General features: G+C 68.2%; 9 protein-coding genes. 4 read left to right on the top strand and 5 right to left on the bottom strand.

The features are described from left to right. The coding region (gene infC / locus ABW137_RS26185; RefSeq protein ID WP_526404382.1) for a translation initiation factor IF-3 at nucleotides 1-317 on the bottom strand (317 nt) is incomplete at its 3' end. A gap of 248 nt (nucleotides 318-565) precedes the next feature. Between infC and ABW137_RS26180 the strand changes: the two genes are divergently transcribed. From ABW137_RS26180 to ABW137_RS26170, 3 genes are all read left to right on the top strand, one after another. Then, on the top strand, nucleotides 566-928 hold the full coding sequence (locus ABW137_RS26180) for a DUF1844 domain-containing protein (protein WP_526404379.1): 363 nt from the start codon (nucleotides 566-568) through the stop codon (nucleotides 926-928). Between the two features lie 73 nt (nucleotides 929-1,001). Then, the gene (lysX, locus tag ABW137_RS26175) at nucleotides 1,002-4,322 is read left to right on the top strand and encodes a bifunctional lysylphosphatidylglycerol synthetase/lysine--tRNA ligase LysX (RefSeq protein ID WP_526404378.1); all 3,321 of its coding nucleotides are present in this window, start codon (nucleotides 1,002-1,004) and stop codon (nucleotides 4,320-4,322) included. A 101-nt stretch (nucleotides 4,323-4,423) separates the two neighbouring features. Continuing rightward, nucleotides 4,424-5,779 (top strand): alpha/beta hydrolase, encoded by a 1,356-nt coding sequence (locus tag ABW137_RS26170; protein ID WP_526404381.1) that lies wholly within the window; start codon nucleotides 4,424-4,426, stop codon nucleotides 5,777-5,779. 3 nt (nucleotides 5,780-5,782) lie between these two features. Here ABW137_RS26170 and ABW137_RS26165 read toward each other — a convergent pair whose 3' ends face one another. Together ABW137_RS26165 and ABW137_RS26160 are read right to left on the bottom strand one after the other, a co-directional pair. Then, nucleotides 5,783-6,883: a hypothetical protein gene (locus ABW137_RS26165; RefSeq protein WP_526404377.1), complete on the bottom strand. Its 1,101-nt coding sequence runs from the start codon at nucleotides 6,881-6,883 to the stop codon at nucleotides 5,783-5,785. Beyond that, entirely contained in the window at nucleotides 6,880-8,214 is a 1,335-nt protein-coding gene (locus ABW137_RS26160) for a hypothetical protein (protein ID WP_526404376.1), read from the bottom strand. The genes ABW137_RS26165 and ABW137_RS26160 overlap by 4 nt, the downstream gene beginning before the upstream one ends. A gap of 83 nt (nucleotides 8,215-8,297) precedes the next feature. Between ABW137_RS26160 and ABW137_RS26155 the strand changes: the two genes are divergently transcribed. Beyond that, entirely contained in the window at nucleotides 8,298-8,945 is a 648-nt protein-coding gene (locus ABW137_RS26155; protein WP_526404375.1) for a hypothetical protein, read from the top strand. Nucleotides 8,946-8,949: 4 nt separating this feature from the next. Here ABW137_RS26155 and ABW137_RS26150 read toward each other — a convergent pair whose 3' ends face one another. Together ABW137_RS26150 and ABW137_RS26145 are read right to left on the bottom strand one after the other, a co-directional pair. After that, on the bottom strand, nucleotides 8,950-10,188 hold the full coding sequence (locus ABW137_RS26150) for a CHAT domain-containing protein (RefSeq protein WP_526404374.1): 1,239 nt from the start codon (nucleotides 10,186-10,188) through the stop codon (nucleotides 8,950-8,952). Continuing rightward, nucleotides 10,170-11,900: a hypothetical protein gene (locus ABW137_RS26145; RefSeq protein ID WP_526404380.1), complete on the bottom strand. Its 1,731-nt coding sequence runs from the start codon at nucleotides 11,898-11,900 to the stop codon at nucleotides 10,170-10,172. Before ABW137_RS26145 ends, ABW137_RS26150 begins: the two co-directional genes overlap by 19 nt. Nucleotides 11,901-11,918: the final 18 nt, after the last annotated feature.

Raw genomic sequence — 11,918 nt, 5'->3', positions numbered from 1 at the left:
ACGTGACCCTTCTTGGTCTCGTAGTCGTGGTCGTCGATCTTGGGTCGCAGCTTCTGTTCCTTGACGACGGTCTGCTGCTGGTTCTTGCGAGACTCGCGCTCCTTGAGTGCCGTCTCGTATTTGTACTTGCCGTAGTCCATGATCTTGCAGACCGGCGGCTTGGCGGCCGGTGCAACTTCGACAAGGTCGAGATCGGCATCCGCGGCGACGCGAAGTGCATCTTCGATGCGCACGATGCCCACCTGTTCACCGTTGGGTCCGATCAAACGGACTTCAGGTACGCGAATGCGCTCGTTGATGCGGGTCTCAGTGCTGATGGGGCCTCCTATGTAGTCTTGGCGGGGCCCACGCCATCAGCACCCTGTTCGACGAACAGAGCGGGCCCTGCATATAGCAGGGCCCAATGCCGACCGATCACGGCTCACGCCGCCTGCGCATGACGCAGAAAAGACATCTCAGATGCCTTCGACCGGACCGCTGAGCCTAGGTGGCCAACGGTGGGAGTGGGACTCCACTTGCTGTCCTGGCGTACGCCGGGACGGTCGCGCATGTCAGTCTAGCAGGCATGACCCAGGTTCCAGAATCGCCCGAACCGCTGGCCGAGCCCTCGCTCCGCGAGCTTGCCGAGATCCCCGCCGTGGAGGTGATTACCCGTGCCGCGGTGATGCTGATGAGCGCGGCCGCGGAAAAGCTGGGGCTGTCCGCCGAGGACCCCGACGACGCGCCGCATCGCGACCTCGACGAGGCGCGACGCCTGATCACGGCCCTGGCCGGGCTGGTCAAGGCCTCGGCCGAATATCTCGGACCGCACGCCGGCCCCGTCCGCGATGGACTGAAGAGCCTGCAACTGGCCTTCCGGGAGGGCTCGGCCTACCCCGATGAGCCCGGCCAGGGCCCCGGCGAGAAGTACACCGGCCCGGTCTGGTAGCCACCCCGGCCAAATCGCCTCCTCAACGCCGCTTCCGCCCTTTTCCCGGCTTGACCGAATATCCTCGCGGCTTATGACGCTGACCACGCCCAAGCTGCAACGGGCTTCGACTTTTCGATGGGTGCCTGCGGCTGCGGGTTGGCTGGTCGGCGTCATTGCCACGCTGTCGCTCATCGCCAGCGTCTCCCCGCTGGTCCGGGAGATCATCAGGGTCCCCCGCGAGTGGGTCAACGACTACATCTTCAACTTCCCCGACACCAGCTTCGCCTGGGCGTTCGTGCTGGCCCTACTGGCGGCCGCATTGGCGGCCCGCAAGAGCATCGCCTGGTGGATCCTCGTCCTCTACATGGTGGCGGCGATCGCCTGGAACCTCGCCGACCTGGCCACCGGGCCCGAATCCGTACTGGACGAGATCGGCGAGATCGTCGGCTTGGCCTTCCACGTGGCGTCCATCGCGTTCCTGGTGCTGGCCCGCAGGGAGTTCTGGGCCAGGGTCCGCCGCGGCGCGTTGTTCAAGGCGGCGGCGGTGTTGGCCGCGGGTTTCACGGTCGGCATCCTCGTCGGCTGGGCGCTGCTGGAGATGTTCCCCGGCTCCCTGGAACGGAGCGAGCGACTTCCGTACGCGGCCAACCGCGTCGTCGTGTTCGCGGGTGTGGACGCCGACGCCTTCTCCGGTCACCATCCGCACGTCTTCGTCAACGCGCTGCTCGGCCTGTTCGGCGCGCTGGCCCTCATGGTCGCCGCCATCGTGCTGTTCCAATCCCAACGGGCCGAGAACGCACTCACCGGCGAGGACGAGTCGGCCATCCGCGGGCTACTGGAGCTGTACGGCAAGAACGACTCACTGGGCTACTTCGCCACCCGTCGCGACAAGTCGGTGGTGTTCGCCCCGAACGGCCGCGCCGCCGTCACCTACCGCGTCGAGGTCGGCGTCTGCCTTGCCAGCGGCGATCCCGTCGGCGATCCGAAGGCCTGGCCTGCCGCGATCGGCGCATGGCTGCAGCTGTGCGAGACATACGGTTGGGCACCCGGCGTAATGGGTGCGAGTTCGGCTGGGGCCCAAGCCTTCCGGGAGGCCGGACTGAACGCCCTCGAGCTCGGCGACGAGGCCATCCTGTACCCGGACAAGTTCAAGCTGTCCGGGCCGGACATGAAGCCCGTCCGGCAGGCAGTCACCAGAGCCCGACGCGCGGGTCTGACCGTGCGGATTCGCAGGCACCGCGACCTGTCTCCCGACGAGATGGCCCTGGCCATCAAGCGGGCCGACGACTGGCGCGACACCGAGACCGAGCGTGGCTTCTCGATGGCGCTGGGCCGGCTCGGCGACCCGGCCGATAGCGACTGCCTGCTGGTGGAGGCCATCCAGGAAGGCCCCGCAGATCCGAATGATGGTGTGGTGGCAATGCTGTCGCTGGTGCCCTGGGGAACCAATGGCGTGTCCCTGGACCTGATGCGCCGGTCGCCGCAGTCTCCCAACGGCACGAACGAATTGATGGTCAGCGAGCTGTGCCTCCAGGGTGAAGACATCGGCATCGCCCGAATCTCGCTCAACTTCGCGATGTTCCGCTCGGCGTTCGAAGAGGGCGCGCAGCTCGGTGCCGGTCCGGTCGCGCGACTGTGGCGCGCCCTGCTGGTGTTCTTCTCGCGGTGGTGGCAACTGGAGACGCTGTACCGGTCGAACATGAAGTACATGCCCGAATGGGTACCTCGGTTCGCCTGCTACGACGACGCCCGACTCATCCCCCGCGTCGGCATCGCGTCGGTGATCGCCGAGGGCTTCCTGGTGCTTCCGTTCAGCCGCCGGGGCGAACAACACACCGGACAACACATCTCGGCCCCGCAGAACTTGCTCGACTCGGGCCGCCTTCAGCACGACGGCAGCGCCCCCGACCTGACCGGACTCGGGATCGACGGCCAGGACGACGACGTCGCCCCCCGACTGCCGGAACAGGTCCGCGTTCGAATGGCCAAGCTGAAGACGCTGCAGGACAGCGGGATCGACGCCTATCCCGTCGGCCAGGCACCGAGCCACACCGTCGCGCAGGCGCTGCAGACCACCGACGGCGAGACCGTCACCGTGTCCGGCCGGGTGCTGCGCCTCCGCGACTACGGCTCGGTCCTCTTCGCAGATCTGCGCGACTGGTCCGCCGAAGTCCAACTGCTATTCGACAATTCGCAGCTCAGCCAGGGCAGCACCGCTGACTTCACCAAAGCCATCGACCTCGGTGATCTCGTCGAGGTGACGGGCACCATCGGCGCCAGCAGGACGGGCACCACCTCGCTGCTGGTGGATCGGTGGCGGCTGATCGGAAAGTGCCTGCGACCGCTACCCGACAAATGGAAGGGTCTGACCGACCAGGAAGCCCGGGTGCGCACCCGCTACGTCGACCTGGCGATCAACACCGAGTCCCGCGACCTGATCCGTGCCCGCAGCCACGTTCTGCACGCGATCCGCGACACGCTGTTCGACAAGGGCTTCCTCGAAGTCGAGACGCCGATCCTGCAGCAGATCCACGGTGGCGCCAACGCGCGGCCGTTCCTCACCCACATCAACGCCTACGATCTCGACCTCTACCTGCGAATCGCCCCGGAACTCTATCTGAAGCGGCTGTGCGTTGGCGGCGTCGAGCGGGTGTTCGAGCTCGGCCGAGCCTTCCGCAACGAGGGCGTCGACTTCAGCCACAACCCCGAGTTCACCCTGCTGGAGGCCTATCAGGCGCACGCCGACTACAACGTCTGGATCGACGGGTGCCGCGAACTGATCCAGAACGCGGCACTCGCAGCCAACGGATCCCACGTCGTCATGCGGCCGCGCGACGACGGCAGTCTCGAGCCCGTCGACATCTCCGGCGAGTGGTCGGTCAAGACCGTGCACGGCGCCGTGTCCGACGCCCTCGGCGAGCACGTCGACACCGACACCGAGCTCGCCACCCTGCGTCGCTACGCCGACGCCGCCAAGATTCCGTACCAAACCCATTGGGATGCAGGCGCCGTCGTCCTGGAGATGTACGAGCACCTCGTGGAGGATCGCACCGAGAACCCCACCTTCTACAAGGACTTCCCGACGTCGGTCTCACCGCTGACCCGCCCGCACCGCAGTCTGCCTGGCGTCGCCGAACGCTGGGATCTGGTGGCCTGGGGCGTCGAACTTGGCACCGCCTACAGTGAGCTGACCGACCCCGTCGAGCAGCGCCGCAGGCTTCAGGAACAATCCCTGCTGTCGGCGGGCGGCGATCCGGAGGCCATGGAACTCGACGAGGACTTCCTGCAGGCAATGGAGTACGCGATGCCACCGACTGGTGGACTCGGGATGGGCGTGGACCGGGTCGTCATGTTGATCACCGGTCGGAGCATTCGCGAGACACTCCCCTTCCCACTGGCCAAACCGCGCTGAGGCTCAGCAACTCACAGCCGCCAACCAGGAATGCCGTCCACGATGTTGCCGTGACGTTGTGGTCGGCCGCGGGGGACTTTAGCCATCAGCACCTGTCGTTGATGCACGGCTGGTTGCCGTTGACGGTGCAGGTGGTCACGGCACTGGTGCTACTCGCGGCGATCGGCTGGCGCACCCGGCGCTGGCGTCTGGTCTGGCTTCCGGTGGCAGCCGGCATCGGGGTCGCCCTCACCGCGGTCGCGCACTGGATCATCGCGTCCCAGGGGCTCGCCGACGATCCGGCGCCGAAGGAGCTGTGGATCTGGCTCACGCTCACCGGGATTGCCGCCGTGGTACTCGTGGTCGGCTGGCGTGACGCGACGTGGTGGCGCAAGGTCCTCTCGATGGCCGGCGTGCCGTGCAGCCTGCTGTGCGCGGCCCTGGCGCTGAACCTCTGGGTGGGCTACTTCCCCACCGTGCAGACCGCATGGAATCAGCTCACCGAGGGGCCGCTGCCCGACCAGACCGATCAGGCAAGCGTGGTGGCGATGCAGACCGCGCACCGAATCCCCTCCAAGGGCACCGTGGTGCCGGTGTCGATCGACTCACGGGCGTCGGGGTTCAAGCATCGCGGTGAACTCGTCTACCTGCCGCCGGCCTGGTTCGCCACCGATCGCCCCCACCTGCCCGCATTGATGATGATCGGCGGCGAGTTCAACACGCCCGCCGACTGGCTGCGTGCGGGGGACGCGATCAAGTCGGCCGACGACTTCGCCGCCGCCAACGACGGCAATGCACCCGTCCTCGTCTTCGTCGACTCTGGCGGCGCCTTCAACAACGACACCGAATGCGTCAACGGCACCAGGGGCAACGCCGCCGACCACCTCACCAAGGACGTCGTGCCGTTCATGGAGTCCAACTTCGGTGTCAGTGCGAACCGCGCCAACTGGGGCGTCGTCGGCTGGTCGATGGGTGGCACGTGCGCCATCGACCTGGTCACCATGCACCCGGACATGTTCAGCACGTTCGAGGACATCGCGGGTGACCTGGCACCCAACTCGGGCACCAAGCAGCAGACCATCGATCGACTGTTCGGTGGCAGCGCCGCGGCCTACGCCTCATTCGACCCGACCACGGTCATCACCAAACACGGCCGCTACAGCGGGGTCTCGGGATGGTTCGACGTCAACGGCTCCGAACCCGTGACGGGCCCCACGATCACCAATGCAGGCAACGGCGCCGGCCAGAACACCGCTTCTGGCAACGACCAGACCAGGGCCGCGAACTCGCTGTGTGCGCTCGGTGGGGCCAACGGCATCACGTGCGCGGTGGCCATGCAACCCGGCAACCACGATTGGGAGTTCGCCGACCGCGCGTTCGCGACGGCGTTGCCGTGGCTGGCGGGTCAGATCGGCACCCCGGGAATCCCGGTGGAACCGCTGCCGGACTCGCCGCCGATGTCGTCGCACATCCAGTAGTGCTCAGTAGTCGGCCTCGGCGGCGATGATCTCGGCGAGGAACGCGTCGGGGCTCGGGCTCGCCAGCCTGCGGCGTGCAAAGTCCCGGACCCGTTGCCGGATCGCCTGCGCAGCAGGATCATTCGAGTCGACGGCGCCGACGTTGACCGACGTGGCCGACCAGTCGTGATCCCAGGCCTGCGTCTCGGTCAGCGGGCTACCCCCTGCCCCGTCGCCTCTCAGGATGGGCAGCGCGGCCGTTCCGTTGCCGTCCAGCGCGCCGGCGGCCGTGATCGCGCCGGACCGGAGCCGGACCTCGATGCCCGTCGCGGGCCGCTCCCCCGTCGTCGCCACCCGGACCACCGCGAGCACCGACGAATCAACGGATTCGACTGACCACTCGACTGTCTGGTCGGCGGCGTCGAAGATCCCCGGTGGCACGCCGACCCAGTCCACCGAACCGACGCCACTAGCGATCGCGCCAGGCCTCCTCGCCCCATCCCGGCCCGCAGCCAGCGCATAGTCGTCCCGACGCTCTTGCAACGCAGGTGCCACCGCCGCGTCCCACACGCCGAGGTCGTCCGCGAGCTCGAGGCACGCCCGCACGATTTCACCGATGCGGGGGTCGCCCGCACGTTCGAGGGCCAGTAGAGCGGCCTGATGGGGTGACAGCAGACCTTCGACGTCGGAATCCAGTGTGTCCTCCGTGAAGAACTCGTCTGCCGCGGCCACCAGCACGGCCAGCTCACCGTCGAGCAACGCGTGATCGAGGCGCACGATGCCGTCCCGACTGCTCTCTGGCCACCACCGCCGCAACCAGTGTCCGATGGCCAGCCGCCGCAGTGGAGCCAACGCCTGGGGCAGCAGATCGACGTCCGACAGCTCGATGTCCCCATTTTCGGGCAATGCCGCGACGATGGCCGCGTGCCCGCCCGGTCCGACGACGCGCCACAGCCAGTCCGCGGCAGCCACGTCGGTGACGGTGATGCGGGTGGCGGCGGGCCCCGCCGGATCGTCGACGGTCCATGCCAGTACGCCGCCGCTGACCTCGAGGACGGCCACCGCGGGTGCGTCGGGCACGGATGGCCCGATGGTCCACACCCCGGCGTCGGCGACGAGTCTCATTGGGCCACCTCGAATTCCTGCAGCTCCAGCATCGACTTGATGCGTTGGCGATGATCGAGGCTCACCGATCGGGCCACGCCTTCGAGCAGCGCACGCACGTCGTCGACGTCTTCGCAGGGTTCCTGCCACACGTCACGACCGTGCAGTCGTGCCCACAACCGCCGCAGGTACGGCCGCGCGAAATGCGAGAGGTCGTCGATCACCTGGCGTTGGCGCGGATGGACCGCGCCGCCGTCGACGAGGTAGCGGCGGGCATGCATCACGTAGGCCTCCTTGTGGAGCCGGGCCTGGATGCCGCGGGCCAGGTCGTATCGCATTGGCGTGGTGTCCCCGAGCGGCGCAAGGCCCACTGCGACCTCGATACCCGCGACCAGCGTCGCCTGCTTGTCCTCCGCCAGCAGCCCCCACGGCGCGCAGGCGCGGTCGACCTCTTCTGCGCACAGCATCGGGATGTCGGGGAGATCTTCGCGGTCCAGCGCCCGGCGCAGGGTGCCCTTCACCCGGTCCACCACACTCCGGTTCAAGGGAAGGTCGCCATCCGAGACCGACCAAACCGGTGGAGGTGACTGCGGCGCAACGGAACTGAGTCCGATGTCGACGATCGACCACGGCAGCTGACCGCCGACGGCTCGGGCTCTCGCGCCCAAGTTGTACGGCGTTGCGTCGGCGATCAGCGCCGACCACACCCGCTGCCGCGCCATTTCCGCGTTGTGCCCATCGGCGGTGCCCAGCACCGTCGTCAGGCCCGCGAGGAAGGGGCCCGCGATGGTGTCGCCGGGCCGGACGTCGCGCCAACTGCGCTCCAGCTGACGGGACAGCGCCGTGAGCACCTGCTGATCGTCGACGTACCGGTTGAGGACCTCGATGGCGGTCCGGTCGCGGTCGTCGTGAATGCCACGCAGAACGGCCTCGGCGGTGGCATGGTCGTCTACGATGGGCGGCCCGCTGGTGACGGCGAGCTCGAAGCACATCGGAAAGTAGAGCTCCTGCGCGTTGCCGGTGGTGATTCGCAGCCTGCGCCGCTCTAGCTTGAGAACGCCGAACCAGGCGGCAGCAGAACGCAGTTGCACTGCGCGGCCGAGGATCAGCTCGCGCATCGCGGCCGCGTCGTCGGGAGTCACCACCGGCGCCGAGTACTGCGGGTTGGACCGCAGCCGCAGAACCAGTGGGTCCAGGATGCGCTTCACGGTGCGGCGCAGCGGTCCACCATCCGAACCGGTGAGCACCTCGACGCCGGGACCGATCGCCCGCCAGGCCTCGTCGATGACCGCACGACGGGGCTGCGCCAGCGCTGCCGTGCTGGCGCTCACCAACCGGGGTGCCGTTGTCATCCGCTTAGGATAGGCCGCTGGTCCGGATAGGCCCAGCGCGAAAGTTGGGTTCGGTAGCCGATCGCGGGAACCACCCTTGTCGTATGTTCTACACCGTCGTGACCACCGTCGTCCTCCTCGCATGCGCCCTGTTTGGCGCCCTCCTCAGCGGACCGCTGAACCGAGCCACCCGCAAACCCCAGCCTCTGCTTCCCACCCCCGAACAGGTTGGCGGAGTGGGGATCGGCACCGTGCGCACCATCTCCGATGCCATCACGATCGACGTGGAGAGCATCTCCGGGCAGCGATTCGTCGGCAGACTTCGCCCGCAGGGCGACGACACCGTGCTCACCGAACTCCACGCGGGCGTCGTTCTACTCGTCACCTTCGATCCGACTGCCCGAGAACAGCTTTCCCTGGCCGACGACATGGTCGCCGTCCGCAGCGAGTTCGACCAGATGTTCTTGCGCAAGGGGCTCGTCACCCGAGAGGAGTTGGCCCTGATCAGAACCGGGACCAAGTCTCGAGGCATCGTCACCGCGATGACGGCCACCGGGGCGGAGCGCGAGGACTACCGCGAGGTGGAGCTCGATCTGATGGTCCGCAGGCCCGGCGGCGGCCAGTTCCCGGCGCACGAGACCACACTCGTCCCCGCCTCGGCGCTGTCCCGCCTCACGCCCGGCGCCCTGATCGACGCCTACTACCGAAGCGGTGACGAATCGTCCGTCGCGGTGTGCGTCCCGCCGAGGTGACGACTCAGCGCGCTCCGTCGACGGCGAACGTAGCCAGCGCGGCCCAGTACACCGGGCTAGCCGTGACGTCTCCGGAACGCCACCGGCGCATGAGCTTCCGCTGCCAGCGGTTCACCGCACACCCGGCCTCGTCGTGATCGTGGGCCTCGTCGACGGCGATGACCAGGTCTGCCATCGGATCCGCCGCACCGCCGACGAACTGGCGGTAACCCGCGGTCGTCGGCAGCGACCACAGCGTCGCGGTCACCAACTGCGCGCCGGACAGCACCATCGCCGCCACCAAACCCGTTGCCTCGTCGAACCGGTAGTCACCACCGGACGCGCACGCGAGCAGAGCGACCCGTGGCGGCATCGGCATGCGGCGTGCCATCACGTCCGCCGCCATCAGCGGGCGCTCCTCGGCCAGATGCAGGGACGCCTGATCCGCGCGCCCCGCACCATCCTCGGCAGCGCTGGCGTGCCCGACGTACAACAGCCGAGAGGGCTCCCCGGCGAGCATCCGCTCGAGCCAGTCTCGATCGACGTCCGTGCGGCGGAACAACTCGGTGGTTGTGGACACGGTGGGCAGAACGGGTTGCCGCGCCGATACGGTCGCGAAGTACCGAGACAGCGTCGTGTCCGGCGACGGTCGACCGAGGACCGACCCCAGTGCCGAATCCGCACGCTGTCCCGGCACCCTCGGGTCGAGGAGAAGAAGCGGCGGACGATCGCGGCGTTCGGCCCAAGCCGCCCGCCGTCGCGGTGCATTGGCGATGTTCGGCGGGATGGCCATCAACACGTCGACGAGCTCGAGCAGCCGGTATCCCTCGCCCGTCGGATCCAGGTTCGGCATGGCTAGGAGACCCCAGGGCACACGGGCCAACCTGGCGCTCGGCGAGACGAACAGCAGGGCGCGGGGCGAGGCCATCGACGTCATCAGTAGCCGCCAGGCCGGCTCCGACAGCAGCACGGTCCCGAGGCGTTCCGCGAGCGCGTTCTCGGCCCCGACGGCCGCGAGGGGGCCCTTCGTCAGCGCGCGGTCCAGCGCCTCGGCCACGGACTCTTCGCCCCTCGGTTCGGGAAGTGCAGCCGCGAGGTCCTCCAGCATGGTTCGGATCACCGCCTCGTCGACGACCCAGGTCACGGTGTGCGACGGCTCCCCGATCACCCTCAGGCTCGCGTAGGTGGCGACGCCGACGTCCGCGAATCGCAGGACGAGCGCTTGGCGCTCTCCTACGCGCTCTCCTATGGCCACGTCGCCCATGCTGATTCGGCCGCGGTGACGCACTGGCCGTAGCGCTGCAGCGCCAGATCACGGTAGCGGTCGAGCACGGGACCGGTGGTCGGATCCATCTGCAGTGGCGGCAACGGTCCCAGCCGGGTGAGTCCGGTGCCGTCGGTGATCGGTGGACCCGCGGCCACCAGAGCCAGCTCTTCGACGTCGGCGATCGGGGCGGCCAGCGTCGCCACCGTCGACCAGTCGGCCGAATCGGGAGAGGCGTCCGCGGCGCTGAACGTGCCGCGGGCGCTGTGGTATTCGACCAGTTGGCTGATGAGGTCCGAGTCCTCCGACTCCCATGCGACGGCGAAGGCGCCCGCCAGCATGGGTGCCGAGATGCAGCCGGCCCACTGCGCCCTGGCCTCGGCGTCGGCGACTGAATATCGGACCGAGTCGACGGCAAGCGAGGCGGGCACCTTCAGTTCGGCGGCACGGCGGAGCTTCTCCATGGCCGCGACGTAGCGGGGGGTGCCCGGCGCGGCACGGGTCTGACCCGACCCTGCTTGATATCTGGCCTCGGCGGCCTCCCAGTCGTCGCTCTGGTTGGCGATCCCGTCGAAGCCGAGCTCGGCGAGGGCCTCGGCCCGCCAGACGTTGCCAAGGTGGTCGTCGAGCCGGGCGTAGGCGAGCCAGCTGCTGCGCGGGGAGGAGTCGAGGCAGTCGCGGGCTTGCGTCACCATGTCGAAAGCTTCGGCGAAGCGGCCACGGAAGATGGCGATCCAACTGCGCTGCAACAAGATACGGTGGATGTGCAGCGGCTTGCCGAGTTCACGCCAGTGCCGTTCGGCGTTCTCCCAGCATTCGTCTGCGACCTTCAGCCCTCCGGCCGACATCCTGGTGAGCCCGAAGAACAGCCAGCACCTTGAGACGTCGTTGGCGCGGGCGTACTGGGCGATCACCGGATAGGCCTCGTACATCCGCGCTTCGGTGCTGACGCGGTCACCGGCCGACCAGCTCGCGGCGCCGCGCTCCAACTGCGTTCTCGCCGTGTGCAACTCCCAGCCTCGGGCCTCGGCTCGCGCCCCCGCCCGACGCAGCCACGGTTCGGCCTCGTCGAGCCGTCCGGTCTCGACGCAAAACCGGGCGTACCCAAGCCCGCCGAGCACACGCAAGTTGTCGGTCGCCTCCGAATCGCTTGGCGACGATTCGATGTGGTCTATCACGCTGTGCCACAGATGAACTGACCGCACGTGGAGATCGTCCTCGCACAGTGCCACCGCGCAGACGATGCGCGCATAGGTCAACAGGTAGGCGTGTTCCTCGGCAAGGTCGGAAAACTCGGCGTCCCCGTCCGCGAGCGCGAGGAGTGCCGCCGCCGCGCCTTCGTGGTCGCCGATCGCCGCAGCCAGGCCGGTCTCCAGGAAGCCTGCCCGACGTCCGTAGCGGCGGGTCATGTGCCGCACCTCTGGGATGGTCATGGTCAGCTGTGCCGCCACGTCTGACGACGCCGTGCCGTCCAGGATCGACGCATAGATGGCCAGACACTCGCGGATCCGGCGGGCGGTTTCCCGCACCCCGTCGTAGGCCGTCCTGACCAGGTACAGCTCGCCGAGCTGAGCGAGGGCTTCGAGCATCCAGTCGTCGCGGTCCGCCGCCTCGATCTGCGGTGTCAGCGACAGCAGCAGGTCCTTCGCCGTCGTCTCGTCGGAGGCGAAGGCCAGGTGGCGAGCGCGCTCGAGCTCGTCGGGGACCGACACGGCTGAATCATAGGCCGC

The organism is Mycobacterium sp. (assembly GCF_040509115.1).
Lineage (GTDB): Bacteria > Actinomycetota > Actinomycetes > Mycobacteriales > Mycobacteriaceae > Mycobacterium.
The sequence above is the reverse complement of the archived record's forward strand: the minus strand, read 5'-3'. Positions and strand labels throughout refer to the sequence as shown.

Excerpts from the sequence above, each read along its gene's own strand:
- ABW137_RS26180 (WP_526404379.1), top strand. The coding sequence starts at position 566 with ATGACCCAGGTTCCAGAATCGCCCGAACCGCTGGCCGAGCCCTCGCTC.
- ABW137_RS26155 (WP_526404375.1), top strand. The coding sequence starts at position 8,298 with ATGTTCTACACCGTCGTGACCACCGTCGTCCTCCTCGCATGCGCCCTG.
- ABW137_RS26160 (WP_526404376.1), bottom strand. The coding sequence starts at position 8,214 with ATGACAACGGCACCCCGGTTGGTGAGCGCCAGCACGGCAGCGCTGGCG.
- ABW137_RS26170 (WP_526404381.1), top strand. The coding sequence starts at position 4,424 with ATGCACGGCTGGTTGCCGTTGACGGTGCAGGTGGTCACGGCACTGGTG.
- ABW137_RS26165 (WP_526404377.1), bottom strand. The coding sequence starts at position 6,883 with ATGAGACTCGTCGCCGACGCCGGGGTGTGGACCATCGGGCCATCCGTG.
- lysX (WP_526404378.1), top strand. The coding sequence starts at position 1,002 with ATGACGCTGACCACGCCCAAGCTGCAACGGGCTTCGACTTTTCGATGG.
- ABW137_RS26150 (WP_526404374.1), bottom strand. The coding sequence starts at position 10,188 with ATGGGCGACGTGGCCATAGGAGAGCGCGTAGGAGAGCGCCAAGCGCTC.